The organism is Nocardia colli (assembly GCF_008704205.1).
In the GTDB taxonomy this organism is placed as follows: domain Bacteria; phylum Actinomycetota; class Actinomycetes; order Mycobacteriales; family Mycobacteriaceae; genus Nocardia; species Nocardia colli.
Map to the genome: position 1 here is coordinate 15,702 of NZ_VXLC01000047.1, position 20,715 is coordinate 36,416.

Annotated in this window: 23 protein-coding genes; 15 read left to right on the top strand and 8 right to left on the bottom strand. The window is 66.8% G+C overall.

Annotation, left to right across the window (positions count from 1 at the left end):
* Positions 1 to 61 precede the first annotated feature (61 nt).
* The 6 genes from F3087_RS43990 (at position 62) to F3087_RS44015 (ending at position 6,258) form a co-directional block, all read left to right on the top strand.
* Positions 62 to 976 carry an ACP S-malonyltransferase gene (locus F3087_RS43990; protein WP_150408149.1) on the top strand — a complete coding sequence of 305 codons (915 nt, stop codon included), beginning with the start codon at positions 62 to 64 and terminating at the stop codon, positions 974 to 976.
* A 118-nt stretch (positions 977 to 1,094) separates the two neighbouring features.
* Positions 1,095 to 1,394, top strand: coding sequence for a meromycolate extension acyl carrier protein AcpM (gene acpM, locus F3087_RS43995; protein WP_150408150.1), 300 nt, complete (start codon positions 1,095 to 1,097; stop codon positions 1,392 to 1,394).
* Between the two features lie 10 nt (positions 1,395 to 1,404).
* Positions 1,405 to 2,655 carry a KasA/KasB family beta-ketoacyl-ACP synthase gene (locus F3087_RS44000; RefSeq protein WP_150408151.1) on the top strand — a complete coding sequence of 417 codons (1,251 nt, stop codon included), beginning with the start codon at positions 1,405 to 1,407 and terminating at the stop codon, positions 2,653 to 2,655.
* Between the two features lie 120 nt (positions 2,656 to 2,775).
* Complete coding sequence (locus tag F3087_RS44005) at positions 2,776 to 4,209, top strand: acyl-CoA carboxylase subunit beta (RefSeq protein ID WP_150408152.1); 1,434 nt, start codon at positions 2,776 to 2,778, stop codon at positions 4,207 to 4,209.
* 133 nt (positions 4,210 to 4,342) lie between these two features.
* Positions 4,343 to 5,728 carry a C4-dicarboxylate transporter DctA gene (dctA, locus tag F3087_RS44010; protein ID WP_150408153.1) on the top strand — a complete coding sequence of 462 codons (1,386 nt, stop codon included), beginning with the start codon at positions 4,343 to 4,345 and terminating at the stop codon, positions 5,726 to 5,728.
* Between the two features lie 38 nt (positions 5,729 to 5,766).
* A complete protein-coding gene (locus F3087_RS44015) occupies positions 5,767 to 6,258 on the top strand; it encodes a winged helix-turn-helix transcriptional regulator (RefSeq protein ID WP_150408154.1) in 492 nt (163 codons plus the stop codon).
* On the opposite strand, the gene F3087_RS44020 is transcribed toward F3087_RS44015, so the two are convergent.
* Positions 6,231 to 6,926: a nitroreductase gene (locus F3087_RS44020; RefSeq protein WP_150408155.1), complete on the bottom strand. Its 696-nt coding sequence runs from the start codon at positions 6,924 to 6,926 to the stop codon at positions 6,231 to 6,233. The two genes, F3087_RS44015 and F3087_RS44020, sit on opposite strands and share 28 nt — an antisense overlap.
* 129 nt (positions 6,927 to 7,055) lie before the next feature.
* Between F3087_RS44020 and F3087_RS47030 the strand changes: the two genes are divergently transcribed.
* On the top strand, positions 7,056 to 9,233 hold the full coding sequence (locus F3087_RS47030; protein ID WP_223885811.1) for an Eco57I restriction-modification methylase domain-containing protein: 2,178 nt from the start codon (positions 7,056 to 7,058) through the stop codon (positions 9,231 to 9,233).
* On the opposite strand, the gene F3087_RS44035 is transcribed toward F3087_RS47030, so the two are convergent.
* The gene (locus F3087_RS44035; RefSeq protein ID WP_150408156.1) at positions 9,234 to 9,857 is read right to left on the bottom strand and encodes a TetR/AcrR family transcriptional regulator; all 624 of its coding nucleotides are present in this window, start codon (positions 9,855 to 9,857) and stop codon (positions 9,234 to 9,236) included.
* Positions 9,858 to 10,060: 203 nt separating this feature from the next.
* Between F3087_RS44035 and F3087_RS44040 the strand changes: the two genes are divergently transcribed.
* A complete protein-coding gene (locus F3087_RS44040; protein WP_150408157.1) occupies positions 10,061 to 10,873 on the top strand; it encodes an SDR family NAD(P)-dependent oxidoreductase in 813 nt (270 codons plus the stop codon).
* A 104-nt stretch (positions 10,874 to 10,977) separates the two neighbouring features.
* Positions 10,978 to 11,973: a GAF domain-containing protein gene (locus F3087_RS44045; RefSeq protein ID WP_150408158.1), complete on the top strand. Its 996-nt coding sequence runs from the start codon at positions 10,978 to 10,980 to the stop codon at positions 11,971 to 11,973.
* A gap of 24 nt (positions 11,974 to 11,997) precedes the next feature.
* Here F3087_RS44045 and F3087_RS44050 read toward each other — a convergent pair whose 3' ends face one another.
* The 3 genes from F3087_RS44050 to F3087_RS44060 all read right to left on the bottom strand — a co-directional run bounded on the left by F3087_RS44050 (position 11,998) and on the right by F3087_RS44060 (position 13,828).
* Positions 11,998 to 12,183 carry a hypothetical protein gene (locus F3087_RS44050; protein ID WP_150408197.1) on the bottom strand — a complete coding sequence of 62 codons (186 nt, stop codon included), beginning with the start codon at positions 12,181 to 12,183 and terminating at the stop codon, positions 11,998 to 12,000.
* 170 nt (positions 12,184 to 12,353) lie between these two features.
* Positions 12,354 to 12,869 (bottom strand): gamma carbonic anhydrase family protein, encoded by a 516-nt coding sequence (locus tag F3087_RS44055; RefSeq protein WP_150408159.1) that lies wholly within the window; start codon positions 12,867 to 12,869, stop codon positions 12,354 to 12,356.
* A complete protein-coding gene (locus F3087_RS44060) occupies positions 12,866 to 13,828 on the bottom strand; it encodes a GlxA family transcriptional regulator (RefSeq protein ID WP_150408160.1) in 963 nt (320 codons plus the stop codon). The genes F3087_RS44055 and F3087_RS44060 overlap by 4 nt, the downstream gene beginning before the upstream one ends.
* A gap of 71 nt (positions 13,829 to 13,899) precedes the next feature.
* Between F3087_RS44060 and F3087_RS44065 the strand changes: the two genes are divergently transcribed.
* Positions 13,900 to 14,673 carry an MBL fold metallo-hydrolase gene (locus F3087_RS44065; protein WP_150408161.1) on the top strand — a complete coding sequence of 258 codons (774 nt, stop codon included), beginning with the start codon at positions 13,900 to 13,902 and terminating at the stop codon, positions 14,671 to 14,673.
* 135 nt (positions 14,674 to 14,808) lie between these two features.
* Here F3087_RS44065 and F3087_RS44070 read toward each other — a convergent pair whose 3' ends face one another.
* Positions 14,809 to 15,585 carry a MerR family transcriptional regulator gene (locus F3087_RS44070; protein ID WP_223885813.1) on the bottom strand — a complete coding sequence of 259 codons (777 nt, stop codon included), beginning with the start codon at positions 15,583 to 15,585 and terminating at the stop codon, positions 14,809 to 14,811.
* Positions 15,586 to 15,603: 18 nt separating this feature from the next.
* On the bottom strand, positions 15,604 to 16,236 hold the full coding sequence (locus F3087_RS44075; protein WP_223885814.1) for a TetR/AcrR family transcriptional regulator: 633 nt from the start codon (positions 16,234 to 16,236) through the stop codon (positions 15,604 to 15,606).
* A 78-nt stretch (positions 16,237 to 16,314) separates the two neighbouring features.
* On the opposite strand from F3087_RS44075, the gene F3087_RS44080 reads away from it, so the two are divergent.
* Positions 16,315 to 17,019: a nitroreductase gene (locus tag F3087_RS44080; protein ID WP_223885815.1), complete on the top strand. Its 705-nt coding sequence runs from the start codon at positions 16,315 to 16,317 to the stop codon at positions 17,017 to 17,019.
* A 9-nt stretch (positions 17,020 to 17,028) separates the two neighbouring features.
* On the opposite strand, the gene F3087_RS44085 is transcribed toward F3087_RS44080, so the two are convergent.
* Positions 17,029 to 17,910 carry an alpha/beta fold hydrolase gene (locus tag F3087_RS44085; RefSeq protein WP_150408162.1) on the bottom strand — a complete coding sequence of 294 codons (882 nt, stop codon included), beginning with the start codon at positions 17,908 to 17,910 and terminating at the stop codon, positions 17,029 to 17,031.
* A 134-nt stretch (positions 17,911 to 18,044) separates the two neighbouring features.
* Between F3087_RS44085 and F3087_RS44090 the strand changes: the two genes are divergently transcribed.
* Genes F3087_RS44090 through F3087_RS44105 form a run of 4 tightly spaced genes read left to right on the top strand, consistent with a single transcriptional unit; the run spans position 18,045 to position 20,578 of the window.
* Complete coding sequence (locus tag F3087_RS44090; protein ID WP_150408163.1) at positions 18,045 to 18,662, top strand: TetR/AcrR family transcriptional regulator; 618 nt, start codon at positions 18,045 to 18,047, stop codon at positions 18,660 to 18,662.
* A 45-nt stretch (positions 18,663 to 18,707) separates the two neighbouring features.
* Entirely contained in the window at positions 18,708 to 19,232 is a 525-nt protein-coding gene (locus tag F3087_RS44095) for a MarR family winged helix-turn-helix transcriptional regulator (protein ID WP_150408164.1), read from the top strand.
* A 57-nt stretch (positions 19,233 to 19,289) separates the two neighbouring features.
* Complete coding sequence (locus F3087_RS44100) at positions 19,290 to 19,703, top strand: hypothetical protein (RefSeq protein WP_150408165.1); 414 nt, start codon at positions 19,290 to 19,292, stop codon at positions 19,701 to 19,703.
* Complete coding sequence (locus tag F3087_RS44105; protein ID WP_150408201.1) at positions 19,700 to 20,578, top strand: NmrA family NAD(P)-binding protein; 879 nt, start codon at positions 19,700 to 19,702, stop codon at positions 20,576 to 20,578. Before F3087_RS44100 ends, F3087_RS44105 begins: the two co-directional genes overlap by 4 nt.
* Positions 20,579 to 20,715 lie beyond the last annotated feature (137 nt).

Sequence of the window (20,715 nt, forward strand, 5' to 3'; positions counted from 1 at the left end):
AGGGCAAGCTTCATTCGCGTCGACATCTCCGGCGAGGCACCTCACAGTGTTCCCTTAGGGAGTGATCGCGTTGTTCGCCCCTGGACAGGGGTCCCAGACTCCCGGCATGCTCGCGCCTTGGCTCGATCTCCCTGGCGCGCGTGACCGGCTTATCCTCTGGTCGATGGCCTCCGGGCTCGACCTGGTTCGCCTCGGCACCACCGCGACGGCGGAGGAGATAACCGATACCGCAGTGACCCAGCCACTCGTCGTGGCCGCCGCGTTGCTCGCCTATGCGGAAATCCCCACGGATTCGCTTCCGGCCGCTACCATCGTCGCCGGGCACTCGGTCGGTGAACTCGCCGCCGCCGCTGTCGCCGGGGTCATCTCCCCGGATGACGCGGTGCGATTGGCCGCCATCCGTGGTTCGGAGATGGCCAAGGCGTGCGCGTTGGAACCGACCGGCATGTCCGCGGTGCTCGGTGGCGATGAGGCCACCGTGCTCGCACGGCTCGCAGAGCTCGACCTCATTCCGGCCAACCGCAACGCGGCGGGCCAGATTGTGGCCGCGGGCCGGTTGGACGCGCTGGCGGAACTCGCCGCGAACCCGCCGGAGAAGGCAAGGATTCGCGCGCTGCCCGTCGCGGGTGCTTTCCACACGGCGTTCATGGCGCCGGCACAGGAGGCTGTGACCGATGCCATATCGCAGATCGTGCCGAACAACCCGACCAGGACGTTGCTGTCGAACTTCGACGGCAAGCCGGTCACCTCGGGTCGCGACGCGATCAACAAGCTTGCTGCCCAGGTCACCCGGCCCGTCCGTTGGGATCTGTGCACCGAAACCGTAAGGCGGGCAGAGGTTTCCATGGTGGCAGAGTTGCCACCGGCGGGCACCCTCGTCGGCATTGCGAAACGGGAGCTGAAGGGCACACGCACAGTGGCCCTGAAGACCCCGGAAGACCTCCCCGCGTTGGCCGGGGTAAGCATCTCCGGCTAGCTTTCCTGCGCAGCCATGCATCGATATGCACGGTTGTGACCGAGCGGACGTAACCTTCGGCCGTCTCGATCCGAAAAACCAGTACACGCCCTACAAAGAACAAGAAGGGAGCCACGAAGTGGCCGCTCTGACCCAGGAACAAATCGTCGAGGAACTCGGCAAGATCATCGAAGAGGTGACGGGTATCGAACCCTCCGAGGTGACGATCGAGAAGTCCTTCGTCGATGACCTGGACATCGACTCGCTGTCCATGGTCGAGATCGCGGTACAGACCGAGGACAAGTACGGCGTGAAGATCCCGGACGAGGATCTGGCCAGCCTGAAGACGGTCGGCGACGCTGTCGGCTACATCCAGAAGCTCGAGGCGGAGAACAGCGAAGCCGCCGCGGAGCTCAAGGCCAAGTTCGACGCCGAGTAGGGCTGACACTGTGACCACTCCTTCCACCTTGAACGGGAACTTCCCCAACGTCGTCGTCACTAGCCTGGCGGCGACCACGTCGATCGCTGGTGATGTCGATGCGACGTGGAAGGGACTCCTCAACGGCGAGAGCGGTATCGACGTTCTCGAGGATTCCTTCGTCGAGGAATACGACCTTCCGGTCCGCATCGGCGGTCACCTGAAGGTTCGGCCCGAGACCCTGCTGACCCGAGTCGAGTGCCGGCGCATGGCCTACGTCGAGCAGCTCGCGACCGTGCTCGGTCGCGAAGTCTGGCGCAACGCAGGCAGCCCGGAGGTCGACCCGGAACGGCTGGGTGTGGCCATCGGCACCGGGTTGGGTGGCGGCGACGCCCTCATCGACTCGGTGGACAAGCTGAAGAGCGGTGGCTATCGCAAGATTTCGCCGTTGGCAGTGCAGATGGTCATGCCGAACGGCCCTTCGGCCGTTGTCGGCCTCGAATTGAAGGCCCGGGCAGGAGTGGTCACTCCGGTCTCGGCATGCTCGTCCGGTTCGGAGGCCATCGCCAACGCATGGCGGATGATCGTCATGGGCGATGCCGACATGGTCGTCACCGGTGGTGTCGAGGGTTACATCGACGCGGTGCCGATCGCGGCGTTCAGCATGATGCGCGCCATGAGCACCCGCAACGACGATCCGAAGGGTGCCTCGCGTCCGTTCGACAAGGACCGCGACGGTTTCGTCTTCGGTGAGGCGGGCGCGCTGATGGTCGTCGAGACCGAGGAGCACGCCAAGGCGCGCGGTGCCACCATCCATGCTCGTCTGCTGGGTGCCGGTATCACGTCCGACGGTTTCCATCTGGTCGCTCCCGCCCCCGATGGTGTCGGTGCGGCCCGCGCGATGACCCGAGCGCTGCAGACCGCTGGTCTCACCGCGAAGGACATCACGCACGTCAACGCCCATGCGACCGCGACGCCGATCGGTGATACCGCCGAGGCGAACGCGATCAACCTGGCGATCGGCAAGCACGCTTCGGTTTACGCCCCGAAATCCGCACTGGGACACTCGATCGGCGCTGTCGGCGCCCTCGAGTCGGTACTCACGGTGCTCAGCATCCGGGACGGCATCGTCCCGCCGACGCTGAACCTGGAGAACCAGGATCCGGCGATCGATCTGGATGTGGTTCACGGCGAGGCACGCCGTCAGGAGATCGAGTACGCGATCAACAACTCCTTCGGTTTCGGTGGGCACAACGTGGCGCTCGCCTTCGGTCGGGCATAACTGCCTGATCGACTGCACGACGACCCCGGCGGGATCGGGCCAGCAGGTCCGAACCCGCCGGGGTTTCCACATTTTGCCGCCGCAGTGGCGGTGCGCTCATCGAGGTGAGGAGAGAACGCGATGACGATTATCGCTCCCGCGTTGCAACAAGGGACGGAGCTGGATCCGCGCGATCCGCTCGGCCGACTACAGCGGTTCTTCGATCCCGGCACGATTCTTCCGCTGCACCCGCGCGACAAGTCCGGTGTGCTCGCTGCCATCGGTGAGGTCGACGGCGTGCGCACTGTCGCCTACTGCTCGGATGCCACCGTGATGGGTGGTGCGATGGGTGTGGAGGGCTGCAAGCACATCGTCGACGCGATCGACACCGCGATCGATTCCGGTGTCCCGATCGTGGGTATCTGGCATTCCGGCGGGGCTCGGCTCGCCGAGGGCGTCGAGGCTTTGCACGCGGTCGGACTGGTCTTCGAGGCCATGGTTCGCGCGTCCGGGCTGGTCCCGCAGATTTCCGTGGTTGTCGGTTTCGCCGCCGGTGGCGCCGCGTACGGCCCCGCGCTGACCGACATCGTGATCATGGCCCCGGAGGGCCGCATCTTCGTCACCGGCCCGGATGTGGTGCGCAGCGTGACCGGCGAGCAGGTCGACATGGCGACCCTCGGCGGACCTGTCACCCACGGCAAGAAGTCCGGTGTCTCGCACATCGTCGCCGATGACGAGGCCGATGCGGTGCATCGCGCGCGTCGTCTGGTGTCGATGTTCGCTGAGCAGGGCGAGTTCGATCTGGTCGCGGCCGAACACGGTGACGTCGATCTGAAGGCGATGCTGCCGGAGTCGGCCAAGCGCGCCTACGACGTGAAGCCGATCATCCACGAGCTGCTCGACAACGTGGATGGCGAGAGCTCGTTCGAGGAGCTGCAAGGCGGGTACGCGCGCAGCATCGTCACCGGTCTCGGCCGGTTGGCCGGGCGCACGGTGGGTGTGCTGGCGAACAATCCGATTCGGCTCGGTGGCTGCCTGAACTCTGAAAGTGCCGAGAAGGCAGCGCGTTTCGTGCGGCTGTGCAATTCGTTCGGGATCCCGTTGATCGTGCTCACCGACGTTCCGGGGTATCTGCCGGGCGTGAGTATGGAGTGGGAAGGTGTGGTGCGTCGCGGTGCGAAGTTGCTGCATGCCTTCGCCGAGGCTCGCGTTCCCCGGGTCACCTTGGTTACGCGCAAGATCTACGGCGGTGCGTACATCGCGATGAACGCGCGTGCCCTCGGGGCGACCGCGGTGTACGCGTGGCCCGGGTCCGAGGTCGCGGTGATGGGGGCCAAGGCTGCCGTCGGGATTCTGCACAAGAAGGCACTGGCTGCCGCTCCGGAAGAGGAGCGCGAAGCACTGCACGAGCGTCTGACTGCGGAGCACGAGCGCATCGCCGGCGGTGTCGAGCGTGCCGTCGCGATCGGCGTGGTCGACGAGGTCATCGATCCGGCGAAGACGCGCAGCATCATCGCTGCCGCGCTAGCTGCGGCTCCGGCGCGGGCCAGTCACCTGAAGAACATTCCGCTCTGACCTGAGCGCCGAACAGTGGGCCCGGGTAGTTACCCGGGCCCATTTTCGTGGCTGCCGGTCATATATCCGCGGGGTTTTCGGGCGGCAACATCGGGGACATCGGTCGGATACATGAGGTTCGTACGGTTCGCGGATGAGCGTCACCATCGACTCCGCAGCAGCAGCGCCGACCGTGCGCAAGCCCCCGTGGTACCGGTCGCTGTTCGTCCAGCTGCTGGTGGCGATCGTGGCGGGGATCGTGGTCGGCGCGTGCTGGCCGGGGTTCGGGGCCGAACTGAAACCGTTGGCGGACGGGTTCATCAAGCTGATCAAGATGGTGATCGCGCCGATCATCTTCTGCACCGTGGTGCTCGGGATCGCGCATGTGGGGGACATGAAGGCGGTCGGGCGGATCGGGGTGAAGGCGCTGATCTACTTCGAGGTCGTCACCACGTTCGCGCTGCTGTTCGGGTTGGTGGTCGGCAATCTGGTGAAGCCGGGGGCGGGTTTCGACATCGATCCGCAGACGCTGGCGACCGGTGCGGAGCGGATCGCGAAGAAGACCGGTAACGGTGAACTGCCGCACACGGTCGACTTCCTGCTGAATATCATTCCGGCGTCGGTGGTTTCGGCGTTCGCGGAGAACGCGCTGTTGCAGGTGTTGTTCTTCGCGGTGCTGTTCGGGTTGGCGCTGGCGAAGTTCGGTGAGCACGGCCCACCGGTGATTCTCGAAGGTATCGATCACATCGGGCGGATCTTCTTCACCATCATCGGCTGGATCATGCGGCTGGCCCCGCTCGGCGCGTTCGGTGCGATGGCCTACATCGTCGGCCAGTACGGGCTGTCCGCGCTCGGCAGTTACGGCAAGCTCATCGCCTGCTGTTACCTTGCGGCACTGCTGTTTCTGGCGATCCTGGCGGTGGTCGCGCGAGTGTTCGCCGGGGTGAATCTGTGGAAGTTCGTCAAGTACATCAAGGACGAACTGTTCCTCGCGCTCGGTACCGCGTCGACCGAAGTCGTGTTGCCGCGCATCATGATCAAGCTCAGCGAGGCCGGATGTTCCAAGGCGACCACGGGACTCGTTGTGCCGACCGGTTATTCGTTCAATCTCGACGGCGCGACGCTGTATCTGTCCATCTGCGTGCTGTTTCTGGCGCAGGCGCTCGGCGTGGACCTGAGCCTGTGGGAGCAGCTCACCGCGGTCGGCGTGCTGATGCTGACCTCGAAAGGCATGGCGGGCGTGCCGGGTTCGTCGTTCCTGGCCCTCTCGGCCACCATCACCGCGATCGGCCACGGCTCCATCCCGGTCGCCGCCGTCGCCCTGCTGCTCGGCGCGGACCGCATCATGGACTCGATGCGGGTCACGGTGAACCTGCTCGGCAACTGCGTCGCCACTTTCGTCGTCGCGAAGTGGGAAGGACAGCTGGATACCGAACGGATGCGCAAGGTACTCGACGGTGAAGACGTCCCGCCGCTGGCGGACGCCGATCCGAATAGCGAGCGGATACGCGACGCTCCAGTCTCGGCGACGCTGTCATGAACGGCCGCCGGCGAACCCCCGCTCGGTAGCATCGAGAAGTGCGCTACGAAGAACTTGCCGACGTGCCGTGCTCGATCACGCGCCCGCTCGTGATCTTCGGCGACCGCTGGACCCTGCTGATCCTGAAGTTCGCGTTCTCCGGCATCCGCCGCTTCAACGGCTTCCAGAGCGCGCTCGGCATCTCCCGCAGCCGCCTGCAGGACCGGCTCGATCGGCTGATCGAGCACGAGATCCTGGTCAAGCGCAAGGCCGAGGTCGGCGCGCACGAGGAGTACCGGCTCACCCAGAAGGGCCATGACATCTATCCGATCCTCATGGCCATCCGGGACTGGGGCGACACCTACCTGGCCCCCGACGGCCCGCCCGTGCGCTACACCCACCAGGGCTGCACGGGCGAGGCGCACGTGACCCTCGGCTGCGACGAGTGCGGCACGGAGCTCACCGCACGCGACGTGCTGCCGGAGGCCGGACCGGGCCTGCTCGCGCCGGCGAGCGAAGCGGATCAGCCGGTGAACCAGGTCGCTACCTGATCCGGGTCTGCGCGCGAGGTGCGGAATCCGTTGATCGGATGCTCGGTGTCCGGGTAACCGAAGGAGATCCCGGCGACGACCCGGCGATTGTCCGGGATGCCGAAGTAGCCGCGGATGAACGGCGCATACGACGCGAGCGCGGCCTGCGGTGCCGCGCCGAGCCCGAGGGCCTGCGCGCCGAGCAGGAAATTACCCAGATAGAGGCCGCAGTCGACGGCGCCGTAGACGCCGAGATCCGCCTCGGTCGTCACGATCGCCACGTGCGGCGCGTCGAACAGTTCGAAGTTGCGCACCGCCTGGCGCATCGTCTTCTCGTGGTCGCCCTTGCTGATGCCGACGCTGTCGTACAGCTGCATGCCGCACTCGCGCCTGCGGTCCCGGAACACCCCGGTGTACTGCGCGGGAAACGGGAAATCCGGTTCCGGCGTTGCGGTTTGGATGTGCGCGAGCAGTTCGGCGCGGAACCGGTCGGTGCCCGCGCCCTCGGTCAGCACGACCTGCCACGGCTGGGTGTTGCACCAGGAGGCGGTGCGCTGGGCCAGCCGCAGCAGCGTCTCGATGACCTCCCGCGGCACCGGCTCGGGCCGGAACTGCCTGCAGGTCCAGCGTTCGTCGAGCACCCTGGCCAACGCCGTGTACTGGTCGGTGGCCGTGTCGGCTGTGGTCATCGCCGCTCCTTCATGTGGTCCCATTATGAGACCGAACGTTAGCAGCGGAAGCCGGTCGTTGTCGCGTGCTGCCCGGCCAGTGCGCGCATTGCCCTGAATGCCGGGCGCGGACAGGGCAGAATCCAGCGCATGGCGTCCGGAGCCCCCGCCGCACGGGATCGCAAGCGGCACGGCAGGCACTACACGCCGCCCGAGCTCGCGCGCTTCCTGGCCGGACGGCTGCTCACGCACGTGCCGCGGCCGGAAACCGGGGTACTGCGGGTGCTCGATCCGGCGTGCGGCGACGGGGAGTTGCTGTTCGCGTTGCGGGACGAGGCCGCGATCCGGCTGCCGGGGGTCCGGGTCGAGTTGACCGGGTACGACCTGGACGCGGCGGCGCTCGCGGTCGCGCGATCGCGAACCGCAGGAGGTGGCGTCGATTGGCAGGTCGGCGACTTCCTGACCGCGGCCGAGGAGCTCCCGGAGGGCTCGTTCGATGCCGTGATCACGAATCCGCCGTACGTGCGGACCCAGCAGCTGGGTGGACAGACCGCGCAACTGCTGAGTAAGCAGTACGGATTGCGCGGACGGATCGATCTGACGCATCCGTTCGTCGCGACGTTGCCTCGATTGCTCTGTGCCGGTGGGGTACTCGGGTTGTTGTGCGCCAACCGATTTCTGACGACCAAGGCGGGCGCGAACATTCGGCGGTTGCTGCTGGCCGAGCTGACGCCGGTGGAGTTGTACGACCTGGGGGACACCAAGTTGTTCGAGGCGGCGGTGCTGCCGGCGATCACCATCGCGACGCGGAGCGAGTGCCGCGGCGAATGCCGGTATGTCTCCGCGTATGAGGTCGAGGGCGGCCGAATTGCCTCGCCGACTGACCTTTTCGAAGCGCTGACCGGTGAGCGCGGTTGCCTTGTCGCACACCGAGGTCGGACTTTCGCGATCGAAGTCGGCACATTGGTGACCGGACATGCGACGCGGTCGGCAAGGGAAGTCACCGCGGCACCGGAGATTTCCGCGCAGGACTGTGCGGACGATTCGGATGAACTGAGCGTGGACCTTCAGGCCACGGGGGTGCGGCGGGCCGATGGACCGAGAGCGAATCCGGGAACCGAGGAGCGCGCGCAATCTGTTGAGCCGAGGGGGAGCTCGGGGGCTGAGGGGCGGGCGCTGTCTGCTGGGCCGAGGGCGAGTCCCGGGGCCGAGGGTCGGCCGCCACCTGATGAGGTGAGGATGAATCCGCGGACCGACGGGCCGTCGCGACCTGACGGGTCGAGGGCGGCGCTCGGCGCCGAGGGCCCGACGCGGCCCGATGGGGCAAGTTTCACCCTGTGGGCCGGGCGTTCAACGCGATCTGATGGGGCGGCGTCGAACGTACCCACCGAGGGGCTGCGGCCGTCCGGATCGACTCGGGCGCGACAGTCGCCACCGGAAAAGGTGCCTAAACGAGCTGGACGCCGAAAAACCTTACCCCGCAACGCGGAACCGGAGACCGCGTGGCGCATGTCCAACGCCGAAGTCGACTCCTGGCTATCCGGCATCGCCGCGACCACCTGGCGCTCCTTCGGCGAGGTCGCCCGAATCCGGGTGGGTATCAAGACAACTGCCGACAAGGTGTTCATCTCCGACCGATGGTCCGACGTCGAGCCGCCACCGGAACCGGAACTGCTGCGCGAGTTGATCACCCACCACGATCTCGAACCGTGGCGGATCGCCCGAGCCCACGACACCCGCGTGCTATACCCCTACGATCTGACCCGCCCGAACCGCACCCCGATCGATCTGAACGAATTCTCCTGCGCCGCCGAATATTTGCGCACCCACAAGGACACCCTCGCCGCCCGCCACTATCTGGCCCCGAGCGGCCGCGAATGGTTCGAGATCTGGGTACCCCAGCGCCCGCACCTGTGGCGCGAACCGAAGCTGGTCTTCCCGGACATCAGCGACCGTCCCCGATTCGCTCTCGATCGATCGGGCGCGGTGGTGAACGGCGACTGCTATTGGATCTCACTACCCGACCTGGCCACGAACCCGGCCGACGCCGAACGCCTCGCGTATCTGCTTATGGGCGTGGCGAATTCGGGGCTCGGACTGCGGTTCTACGACGCGGTCTGCGGCAACCGCCTGTACTCCGGCCGGCGTCGATGGATCACTCAGTACGTCTCGCGACTACCGCTGCCGAATCCGGGTTCGGCGGGTTCGGCGGCCATCGTCGAGCTGGCTCGGGAGTTCGTCGCGGGCAGGCCTTCGGACGCGGCTGCGCGGGCCGAGCTGGACGAGCGGGTGGCGACGGCGTTCAGTGTGTCGCTGCCGGTCCTCTGACTACGCGGAGACGTGCACGCCCACCATGGGCATCAACGTCCGCCGGGCGAACTCGCGGGCGGCGTCCCGGTCGGCGACCGGAATGAGCCCGTCCGGGGTGAGCGCCAGCGACAGCGCGAGCCGGGCCATGATCTCGGCGACCAGGTCGGCGTCGAAGTCGTAGGTGTTCTCGGTGTCGCGCAGTTCGCGCAGCTTCTCCGCCAGGTAGCTGCGGCCGACGGTGAGGATCGGGCCGGCGTCGGTGGTCAGCCGGGGCAGGATCAGGTCCGGTTCGGTGCGCAGCAGGCGGCGCAGCAGCTCGTTGTTCGCGATGGCGGTGATGAACGCGACGAAGATCTCGATCAGCTGGTCCTCGGAGCCGGTGACGGCCCGCACCTGCTTGTCGATCATCGCCACGAACCGCTGCGCCTCGCGCACGCTCACCGCTTCGACCAGCTCGTTCTTCGATTCGAAGCGCCGGTACAGGGTGGCCGGGCTGATGCCGGCCCGCCGGGCGATCTCGCCCATGCTGGTCCGCTTGATGCCGAAGTCCAGGAAGGCCGAGAGCGCGCTTTCCAGGAGTTTCTCGCCGTCGGCGACGGGCTTGTCCAGGATGCGCTGCAGCATGGGCGGGACAGTTGGCATCTGGTCTCCAGTCGATTCGTGCGAGTGCCGGGCGTGCGTCAAGGCGTCGCGACGGTGCGGGTGATGGACCTTCATTATTTCACCGGCGTGCGGCGGGCCGGTCGCGGATCGCCGGAATGCGGGATAGGTCGCGCGTCCAGCTTTGTCTGGTTAGCCTTCATGGATATCCGATTTGGATGTTGCATGCTGGAAAGGGTTGAGCGGTGGCATATTTCGCGGACCGAGTGGTGGCGATCACCGGAGCCGGCTCCGGCATCGGCCGCGAGCTGGCCCTGGCGCTGGCCCGGGACGGCGCGTTGCTCGCGCTGTCGGACAAATCGGCCGACGCGGTCGCCGAGACCGGGCGGCTGTGCGCCGAGGAGGGCGAGAAGCCGGCGGTGACCACGCTGGATGTCACCGACCGGTCCGCGGTGCTCGCGCACGCGGCGGCTACGGTCGCGCACTTCGGACGGGTCGAGGCGCTGTTCAACAATGCCGGAATCCTGCACGTCGGCGGGGTGGCGGAGTCGCCGTTCAGCGACTTCGAGCAGGTGATGGACGTGGACTTCTGGGGCGTGGTCAACGGCACCAAGGCGTTCCTGCCCTACCTGCTGGCCGCCGAGCAGGCGCACGTGGTGAACACGTCCTCGGCGTTCGGGCTGGTCGGGATGGCGCAGCACGCCCCGTACAACGCGGCCAAGTTCGCGGTGCGCGGATTCACCGACTCGCTGCGCCAGGACATGCGCGCCGCGGGCGGCAAGGTCCGGGTGACCGCGGTGTATCCAGGCGGCGTGCTCACCTCCATCGCGCGGTCGGCATTGGTCGCGCCCGGCATCGACGCCGAGGCGGTCGCGCGGCGGTTCGAGGGGCATGTCGCGCGCACCAGCCCGGCCGCGGCGGCCAGGACGATCCTGCGCGGAGCCGCGCGGGGCGAGGCCAAGGTACTTGTCGGACTGGACGCCCTTCTTGTGGACCTGATCACAAGGTTCGCGGGCTCGTATCACGAACGAGTGCTGGACATGGTATTTCGTTCCTGACCGCGTAACCGTGCGCGATCAGGAACGGGTGTTGTTGAAATGTCAACTGGTCGAACGCTTCTCACGACGGCAAACGATCTTGCGCGATCGATCGGGCGCGACTGATGGCGAAATGGATCCTGGTCGAATGCTTTTCGGGCATACCCGGCAAGGTGATCGCGTTCGGCGCCGCGCCCAAATCGTTCGTGCCGCTGAGCAATATCCTGCGTAACCCGCTCTCGCTCGCGGACGCGGAAGCCGCTCTCGCACAAGCGTGTCTGACTCGGACGCTGATCGACCGAGTCTCGGCGGACGGACGCCGCACCGTGCGGGCCGAGCCGCTGCTGATCACCCCGGAGCGGGCGCACGCCGTACGACTATGGATCGGACCGGTCAAGGAGCCGCTGCCGCCGCGAGAACCGGTGGGGGCGTGGTACTTCAACCTCACCACCAATCGGTCGGTGCGCAGCGTGGACCTGCTCGACCTGTACGGCGTCGCGCCGGAGAACCGGGAGGCCGAACTGGCCATCGCGGGCGCGTTCACCCGATTGGTCACCAATCGGGACGAGAGCGAGGCGCTGGCGAAGATCGTGAATTCCGCGCCGGGCACCGAGCATCAGGCGGTGTGGACCGTCCGCCGCGACGACGATGCCTTGCGCGCAGGACATTTCGCCTGCCGGATCATCATCGAGGTCGATGCCGACGGCCGCCGGGAGGTGCTGTTCCGTGGGGTGACCCAGGACATCGGGGAGGCGATCGCGGTGCCCGCCGCGCCGCCGCCGATGATCCTGGAATATCAACTGCTGGAAGCGTCTACGGCACCGGGGGAGTACCGCGCGATCGTGAATCTGCGCTCGCTGCAACTGATTCGCTGGATCGGGGCGCCGATGCCCGGCATCGCCTGGGCGGATCTGCCCGGTCAGCCGCCGCCGCAGATTCATCCGGACGATCTGGCGGCCGCGCTGGAGATGTCGCGCGAGCTGGCCCGGCATCGCGCCGAGGGCACGCTGCGGCTGCGCCGGGTCGACGGTGGCTGGCAAAAGGTGCGCGTGCGGGCGGCACTGATGGTGCTGGATCAGCACACCACGGCCGGCCTGGCCACGGTCACCGCCGCCGAATAGCCGGCGATGACCGTGGGATGGAGGTCACTGGCGCGGTAAGTCCAGCGCCGCCATTTCCTGCTCGATCGCGTTCGCGGCGAAATCGACTCCGCTGGAACGTAATTCATGGACTCGTCGCTGTAATGCCTCGACGCCGCCCGGCTGGGCCGCGATGTCGGCCAGGCTGATCCGCCCCGTGGACCGGTGCATACTCGACTGCACGTAGACCATCACCGATACCTCCTGCCTTGCACGCTTCCGGACCCACCGACCCGCGTGGGTTATCCACTGCGCTACAAGCCGCCACGACTACCGTATCGGCAGGAGACCCCGAGTCACCGGGCACGCTGGCAAAATGTTATCAGCGATTCCTACTGGTCGCTTGATCAGTGTGCTCTGTCTCACACCTCTTTTGCGGCACGGTGATTCGCCGTGTTGTGTAGGTACACAGCCCCATTCAGTCGAATGCCGTCCTGTTCGGCCTCGCTGAGTTCGCGCCGGACCTTACCCGGCACTCCGGCGACCAGCGACCCCGGCGGAATCTGCGCGCCCTCCGGAATCAGCGCGTTGGCCGCGATCAGGCTGCCCGCGCCGATCACCGCGCCGTTGAGCACGGTGGCGCCCATGCCGACCAGCACATCGTCGCCGACCGTGCAGCCGTGCAGGATCGCGTTGTGCCCCACCGACACTCCGCTGCCGACGGTGAGCGGGAAGCCCGGATCGGCGTGCAGCACGCAGCCGTCCTGGATATTGCTCCGCTCGCCGACGCTGATCTGCTCGAGGTCGCCGCGCAGCACCGCGTTGTACCAAACACTGACCTCGGCCGCGAGCCGCACCCGGCCGATCACCGTGGCGTTGGGCGCGACCCACGCCGCGTCATCGATCTCCGGGGCGAACTCGCCGATCTGAATCCTCATGCCGACGAACCTAGCCGTGCGCCCTGGAACAACGCGCGGTGGGCGGCCGGGCTGGTGCCGAGGATGCGGTGGAAGTGGTGACGCAGGCTGACCGCGGTGCCGAAGCCGGTGTCGGTGGCGATGCGTTCCATGGTGTCGTCGGTGGTTTCCAGCAGCAGCCTGGCCCGGTCGGCGCGCTGGTGCAGCAGCCACTGCTGCGGGCTGTTGCCGGTGCGGTCGCGGAAGCGGCGGGTGAAGGTGCGCCGCGACATGAGCGCGACGCGGGCCCAGCCGTCGAGATCGATCGGTTCGCCGAGATGTGTTCTGGCCCAGACCATCGCGCGTTCGATCGGGTCGTCGTCGGTGGCGTCGGGGACCGCGATCGGGATGTACTGGGCTTGCGAGCCGCTGCGGTGGGGCGCGGTGACCAGGTCCCTGGCCAGTTCGGTGGCCGCGCGGCTGCCCAGGTCGTTGCGGACCAGGTGCAGGCAGCAGTCGAGGGCCGCGGCGACGCCCGCCGAGGTGATCACGTCGCCCAGGTCGGACCAGAGCGTGTCGGCCCGCACCCGGACCTTCGGGCAGGCGCGGGCCAGGGCGGCGGCGCCGGCCCAGTGGGTGGTCACCTCGCGGCCGTCGGCCAGTCCGCTGACCGCGATCGCCCACGAGCCGAGGCACAGGCCGACGATCCGCGCGCCGGCCGTGTGCGCGTGCCGCAGGGCGGCGCGCAGCTCCGCGGACAGCGGCATGTCGCGCTCCCAGCTGGGGATGATCACCGTGTCCGCGCGCACCAGCCGGTCCAGTCCGTGCCGCACCTCGATATCGAAACCCGCTGGGGTGCGCAGGATTCCGGGTCTCTCGGCGCACACGTCGACCTGATACGGCGTGTCCCCGCCGATGCCGACCCGGCCGAACACGAGGCTCGGCACGGAGAGATGAAACGGGCTCATGCCGTCATAGGCGAGAACAGCCACGGTATGCATGGCCCGATTTTAGCGGTAGGCGGCTCTCGGGCCACTGTTGGGGGCGCCAACCGGTTGACAAGCTCAATGCCATGACCGACACGATCGAAACCACCAACCAGCTCGACGTTCTGCACATCGGCGGACCCACCGTGCGCCTCCGGTACGCCGGCCTCACCTTCCTCACCGACCCCACCTTCGACGAGCCCGGCGACTACCCGTCGGGACCGGTCACCCTGCACAAGCTCATCGGCCCGGCGGTGTCGGCGGACCAGGTCGGCGCGGTGGACGTGGTCCTGCTCTCGCACGACGAGCACGCCGACAACCTGGACAACGCCGGGCGTGAGTTCCTGCAGACCGCCGGGACCGTGCTTTCCACGCCCGGCGCCGCCGAGCGGATCAATGGTGTTCGGGGACTGGAGAATTGGGAGACGGTGACGATCGGCGACGTCCGGATCACCGGGGTTCCCGCGCTGCACGGGCCGGAAGGGTGCGAATCGCTGACCGGGATCGTCACCGGGTTCGTCTTGCAGGCCGACGGTCAGCCGACCGTGTACGTCTCGGGGGACAACGCCTCGGTCGACCGGGTCGCGCAGATCGTCGAGCGGATCGGGCAGATCGATGCCGCGGTGCTGTTCGTGGGCGCGGCGAACGTCGGGCACTTCGGCGATATCGACCTCACGCTGAACGCGCGGACCGCGGTGCAGGCGGCGGAACTGCTCGGCGATGCGGTGATCGTGCCGGTGCACGGCGAAGGGTGGGTGCATTTCAGCGAGACCCTCGATCGGCTGAGTCTGCTGTTCGCGTACGCCGGGCGGGAGAAGCAGCTGCGGATTCCGCCGCTGGGCGAGGAGATCACTGTCTGACGGGCCCGGTCTGGGCGGACATTTTCGCCCGGATTCGGCGTCGATAGTGCGTGATGACGCGAAGATTGCCCGCCAGGACCGGTCCGGCCGGACCGGTCCGGTGCGTGGAGTCGGCCGGCGCGGGGTCGGTCGTCCTCACGAATCAGACTGGTGGCGTGCGCAGTTCGCCAGTATCGCGGCGTGGATGTATCGGGAGAGTCCCGGCGCCATGTCGTCGTAATTGCGGCCGAGCCGGCGATTGGCGCGGTAATCCTCGGCGAGGCGGCGGTGGGTGTCGTAATCGCAGTCGTGGAACCACTTTTCGAGATGCCGGCGCTGTCGTTCGGCGAGGTCCATGACCGTTTCGTCGTCGGCTGGAGTGCCGGCGTGCATGGCGTCGGCGAGGCGCTGGTGGATGTCGCGCTGTTCGGCGCGCAGGTCGAGCCAGTCCTGCTTGGTGTAATTCGCGCTGCGTTCCCGGCGCTGAGTGAAATCGGGGGTGTGCCCCCAGCGGCGTTCGGCCTCGTCGGCGGCGTCGATGAGGCGGTCGCCGCCGAAGACTTCCAGGCGTTCGGCGGGCGTGAGGGCGATTCCGGCTTTGCGGGCGGTCAATTCCTTGTCGATCAGGGCGAGCATGGACCGATGCCGGGTGATCCGGTCGTTCAGCAGGTCGTGCTGGCGGCGCAGGTGGTCTTCGTCGGACAGGCCCGGGTCGTTCAGCAGGGCGGCGATGTCGTCGAGGCCGAAGTCGAGTTCGCGATAGAACAGAATGCGTTGCAGCCGTTCGAGATCGGTGGCGTCGTAGCGGCGATATCCGGTCGCGCTGCGGCCGTTGGGGTGCAGCAGGCCGATCTCGTCGTAGTGGTGCAGGGTGCGGACCGATACCCCGGTCAACTGGGCGACTACGCCGACGGTGTGCTCGATGGGTTCCATGTCTGGCACTGTGCGGCCTCACGTCGCGGGAGGGTCAAGGCGCGGAATCGGACGCTGTGCCTCACCCCGGTTTCCGGAGGCGGCATCGAGCAGGGCCTCGGCGGCGGCTCGGGCGTGGGTGCCGGACGCGGGGTCGTTGAGCACCATGGATCGGCTGGCGGCTCCGTCGGCGAGGATCGCGAGTTGCTCGCCGAGGACTTCGGGGTGCGTCGCGCCGAGTTGGCGTACGAGGTCGGTGATGCGCTGGGCGAAGCGCTGTTTCTGCTGCTTCGTGTAGGCGTGCACCGGGCTTTCCGGATCGGGGAACTCGGCCGCGGCATCGATGAACGGGCAGCCCCGGATCGGGCCCGCGGATTCCGGCACGGCGAACAACTCCAGGAGTCGCTGCCTGGGCGGCAGATCCGCACGGTCCAGCACGCCGTCCATCGTGCGGCCGGTCTCGATGAGGTGGCCCAGGTATGCCACCACCAGCTGGTCCTTGGTCGGGAAGTGTTGGTAGAGAGTGCGTTTGGAGACCGGAGCCTGCGCGGCGACCTGCTCCATGCTCGTGGTGTTGATTCCTTGCGTTTCGAACAACGAGGTGGCGGCCGCCAGGATGCGCTCGTGTCCGCCGCGTCCGCGGCGTCGGGCGGTTTCGTGTTCGTCGATCACGGCTTAAGTATACGTTGCCGTTTACCTATGGCGGATTCTCCGCTAGGGTCCATCATTAGGTAAACGATCTCGTTTACTTTGGAACTCCCGGGACACGAGGCGATGATCACCGACCACCAGCCCGAATACGCCGAACACCTGATCCGTGGACGACGAGCCACCCGCGCTTTTCGTCCCGACCCGGTCCCCGAGGACGCGCTGCGGGCCGTCTTCTCGCTGGCCGGCGCGGCACCTTCGAACTCCAACACCCAGCCCTGGCACGTCGAGGTGGTCAGTGGCGCGGCCCGCGATCGCCTCGCCGAGGCGTTGGTGGCCGCGCACTCGCGCAACCACCTCTCGCTCGATTTCCCCTACAGCGACGATCTCTATCGCGGCACCTACCAGCAGCGACGGCAGCACGCGGGGGAGCGGCTGTACACGGCCGTCGGCATCGCCCGCGACGACCACGCCGGACGCGAGGCCTACAACGCCCAGAGCCTGCGCTTCTACGGCGCTCCGCACGTCGCGCTGCTGTTCACCGCCGCCAACGCCGAGGTGCGGATGGCCGCCGACGTGGGCATCTACGCGCAGACGCTCATGCTGGCGATGACCGCGTACGGCATCGCCAGCTGCCCGCAGGGACTGCTGAGTTTCTACGCCGACACCATTCGTGCCGAGTTGGGTGTCGAGGACCGAAAGGTCTTGCTCGGCATCTCTTTCGGCTACGCAGACCCCTCGGCTGCGGCCAACGCCGTCACGGTGCCGCGCGCCGATCTCAGTGAGACCACTCGATTCCACTCGTGAACCGCTGGTTCACGCCCGGACTTGATCGTGACTGGCGATGAAGTCCTGGAAGCGCGGAATCACCTGGTCCGGATTGGCCCACAGCAGATCGTGTCCGATGCCCGGATAGATCTCGATCTCGACCGACGGGATGTGCGCGCGGGCGCGAACCGCGCAGCGCTCGGGATCGTTGACGACCGTTTCGGCGCCGAAGAGCAGCAGGCTCGGCGCGGTGAGGCCGGCCAGTTGTTCGTCGGTGAACGGGCGGTCCCACGGCACTCCCGACCGGAACTTCACGATCGCCATGACGACCGCGAATTCGTCGGCGGTCATTTCCAAGCCGGGCATCAGCCACTCGTTGAGCTTCCGCATCCGCTCAGGGGTCGGCCGCAGGCCTACCTTCAGGAATTTGAACAGCAGCCCCCAGCTCGGCTTGGTGAAGGTCGCTCCGCTCGGCTCGAACATGGTCAGACTTGCCAGGCGGTCGGGGTGGAACACTCCGACGGTTCCGGCCAGCCATGCGCCGTAAGAGTTTCCGGCGAGGTGCACTCGATCCTCACCGAGGCCGTCGAGCGTCTCGGCCAGCCATTTCGCGACGTCTTCCGCGTTGTGTAGCGGCGCGGTCTGCTTGCAGCGCCCCGCCCAGCCCATGACGTCGGGCGTATATACGACTCGGTCGCGCGTCAGTTCGCGGATGAACCGATACCAGATCATGCCGTTGCCCCCGATGCCAGGCAGCAGCACGATCGGTGCGCCCGGCCCGGCCCCGGATTTGCGCACTCGCGTTGTCCCGAAAGATGTTTCGACATCGATGTCTTCCGACGGCACCGGCCATTGCGCGGCCACGGTGTCGTAGACACGCGTGAACGTGGCCTGCGCCTCGTCGTTGGTGAATTTCCCGATCTTCGGCATGAGCGCCTCCCCTTTACTTCGTCTTTACGATATGACCGTATCACATAAAGTGATATGTCCGTATCACGGAAGCGATACGTGCGTACCATCTAGGGCTGTAAGTTCTCCGGCAGGAAGGGAAGGCGGCAGGTCTCGTGCCACGATTGGTCGACCATGAGGTGCGGCGACGCCAGATCACCGATGCGGTGCGGCGGGTCATCGTCAGCGGCGGCCTCGAAGCCGTGACCTTCCAGACGGTCGCCGCCGAGGCTGGGATCTCGGTCCGCCTCGTGCAGTACTACTTCGGCACCAAGAAGGATTTCCTCCTGGCCACCCATCGATCGGTGATGGAAGACGCCGGCGCACGTTTCGGTGCACGGTGGACGGCGCTCGGTCCCGACCCCGACCCCCGCGAAGCCATCCGCGCGGTACTGACCGAACTGCTGCCCCTCGACGCTCAACGTCGAGCCGAGACGCTCATCCTCGGCGCCTTCGGCTGGGCGGCGATCACGGGACAGGGCATTACCGCCGAGGAAACCTTTGCCGCCCCAAGGGCTTTGGTCACCATTGTCGCCGACCAACTCCGTCGAACCCCACTCGCCGGCAACGCGGAACTCGACGCCGAACTCATCGCCATGGCTATCGGTGGCCTCGCCCAGGGCATGCTCCAGGGCTATGGCACCGCCGACGACGCCCTTGTCCTCGTCGACCATCTCCTCGATCGCATCCTCGGGCCGGAGAGGCCAAACGGCAAAGCGGTCGGCCTCGGCTGAGCAGGCGACGTTGACGGGCATTTAGTTAGGTGCCATATTAGTTTCATGACGACCGAACCGGAAGCTCCGGAGACTCCCACGCTGGGGCAGGCTCGGACGCAGTTGCGGCGTTATGGGCTGGAGTCCGAGATCGATCCGCAGGCGGTGCTTGTCGCGGTGCGGCTGTTGGCGGTGGGGGCGCGGCTGGGGCAGGCGACCGAGACGCATTTCGCGCGGTTCGGGTTGTCCACCGGGCGGTATCGACTGCTGGCCGACCTCGAAGACGCGGACGGGGAGAAGTCGCCTTCGCAGTTGGCGGCGAGCATGGGGGTAACGCGCGCAACGATTACCGGGCTGATCGATGGCTTGGAGCAGCAGGGTCTGGTGGTTCGGCGGGCTTCGGCCGAGGACGGTCGCGCCGTGGTGGTGGTGCTCACCGCCCGGGGCGTGCAGAAGCTGCGCGATATGGCGGCCGACCATTTCGGGCGCTTGCAGTCGATGGTCGGGGGATTGACTCGCGACGAGCGGGCGGTCTTCCTCGATCTGCTCGAGCGCATCGGCCACGGCATGGGCGCACTCACGGAAGACTGACCGCCGATCTCTGTTCGGCGGGTTCAAGCATGACCATATAGTTAGGGACCTAATTAGATGAATATTACGGCCGCGCCTCCTCGATTCGTGCTGTGGCAAGAGGTGCTGTTCGCCTACCTGGCTCCGGCGGTATGCGCGGGGGCGGGCGGATTGATCACTGGGCGAGCGGATCTGCTGCGCGCCGCGGTGACGTCGATCGCCGGGACGTCCGCGCTCGTCGCACTCCTGCTGGGGATGTGGCTGCGGTACAGCGGAATTCGGATCCATCGTTCGGGGCGGGCGTCATCTGTCTTCCGCGCGACGACATTCGGGCTCGGCGCGGCCGCAGTCGGTGCATTGGTCGCCCAAATCCTCACCACCACAACGTCATTACCCGATCGAATTCACCTCGACTTCCCGATCGCCGCCGCACTGGCCGCCACGATCATCACGTGGCGCTGGTGTGCGGTCCAACGAAAGGCGCACGCATGATCGTCGTAATGGGGGCCGCCGGATCGACCGGCAGCGCACTCCTCACCCACCTGCTCGACCTCGGAATACCCTGCCGCGGATTGAGCCGAGATCCACATCGCTTGCGTGCCATGGCGCATTCGCCGGCCGTCGAGATCCGGTACGCCGACGCGGCGGACACGGCTTCGCTGCGAACTGCGTTCCACGACGCAACCCAGCTCTTCCTCACCATGACCAACAGTCCCGGCCAGGTCGAACTCGAAACGCGCACAATCGAAATCGCGGCAGAGTGCGGTATCGAGCACGTCGTCAAACTCTCGGCTCCGGCGGTCGCTTCGGACTCGCCGGTAGCCGTATCGCGCTGGCATCACGCAATCGAAGAGGTCCTTCGCGCCACCGACCTGACCCAAACGATCCTGCGCCCTTACGCATTCATGCAAAAGCTGCTGCTCCTCGCCCCCGAGGTGGCAACTCGGCGCAGCATCTTCGGCGTCATGGGCGAGACCGCCTGCAACTACATCGACTGCCGAGATATTGCCGAAGTCGCGGCCGCAGCGCTGAAACGGCCCGAAATCGCTGGTGGCACATACATTCTCACCGGCTCCGAAACATACAGCTACCCACAGCTGGCAGCCCTCCTGACCTCCTTGCTCAACACCTCGATCCGCTACACCGATCTATCTCCCGGTGACTTCCACCGACACCTCACCGAACAATCCGGGCTTCCGCCGTGGCTGGCAACCCACATCACCGAAATCCAGCAACTGGCCATTGCCCAACCGGAACGCCCGACTGACACCGTCGCCCAAATCCTCGGCAAACCCCCGCGCACTCTCGAATCCTTCCTGGTCGAGAACATCGAAACGTTCCGGAATCTCCCAGCCGAAATGACCTGACCGGGACTGATCGACGCTGCCGGACGACACAACCTGGGCGTATTCGCCGCGAAACCCTTTGCTGACGGTTAGCCATGAGGCAACATGGGCATCCGGTACGGGATACCCGCGATCTCCACCGATTGTGTTCCGCGATC

Bases quoted from the DNA above. Each gene is read 5' to 3' on its own strand.
- F3087_RS44005 (WP_150408152.1), top strand. From the start codon at position 2,776: ATGACGATTATCGCTCCCGCGTTGCAACAAGGGACGGAGCTGGATCCG.
- dctA (WP_150408153.1), top strand. From the start codon at position 4,343: ATGAGCGTCACCATCGACTCCGCAGCAGCAGCGCCGACCGTGCGCAAG.
- F3087_RS44020 (WP_150408155.1), bottom strand. From the start codon at position 6,926: ATGACCACAGCCGACACGGCCACCGACCAGTACACGGCGTTGGCCAGG.
- F3087_RS47030 (WP_223885811.1), top strand. From the start codon at position 7,056: ATGGCGTCCGGAGCCCCCGCCGCACGGGATCGCAAGCGGCACGGCAGG.
- F3087_RS44035 (WP_150408156.1), bottom strand. From the start codon at position 9,857: ATGCCAACTGTCCCGCCCATGCTGCAGCGCATCCTGGACAAGCCCGTC.
- F3087_RS44045 (WP_150408158.1), top strand. From the start codon at position 10,978: ATGGCGAAATGGATCCTGGTCGAATGCTTTTCGGGCATACCCGGCAAG.
- F3087_RS44050 (WP_150408197.1), bottom strand. From the start codon at position 12,183: ATGGTCTACGTGCAGTCGAGTATGCACCGGTCCACGGGGCGGATCAGC.
- F3087_RS44055 (WP_150408159.1), bottom strand. From the start codon at position 12,869: ATGAGGATTCAGATCGGCGAGTTCGCCCCGGAGATCGATGACGCGGCG.
- F3087_RS44060 (WP_150408160.1), bottom strand. From the start codon at position 13,828: ATGCATACCGTGGCTGTTCTCGCCTATGACGGCATGAGCCCGTTTCAT.
- F3087_RS44065 (WP_150408161.1), top strand. From the start codon at position 13,900: ATGACCGACACGATCGAAACCACCAACCAGCTCGACGTTCTGCACATC.
- F3087_RS44070 (WP_223885813.1), bottom strand. From the start codon at position 15,585: ATGGAACCCATCGAGCACACCGTCGGCGTAGTCGCCCAGTTGACCGGG.
- F3087_RS44085 (WP_150408162.1), bottom strand. From the start codon at position 17,910: ATGCCGAAGATCGGGAAATTCACCAACGACGAGGCGCAGGCCACGTTC.
- F3087_RS44095 (WP_150408164.1), top strand. From the start codon at position 18,708: ATGACGACCGAACCGGAAGCTCCGGAGACTCCCACGCTGGGGCAGGCT.
- F3087_RS44100 (WP_150408165.1), top strand. From the start codon at position 19,290: ATGAATATTACGGCCGCGCCTCCTCGATTCGTGCTGTGGCAAGAGGTG.
- F3087_RS44105 (WP_150408201.1), top strand. From the start codon at position 19,700: ATGATCGTCGTAATGGGGGCCGCCGGATCGACCGGCAGCGCACTCCTC.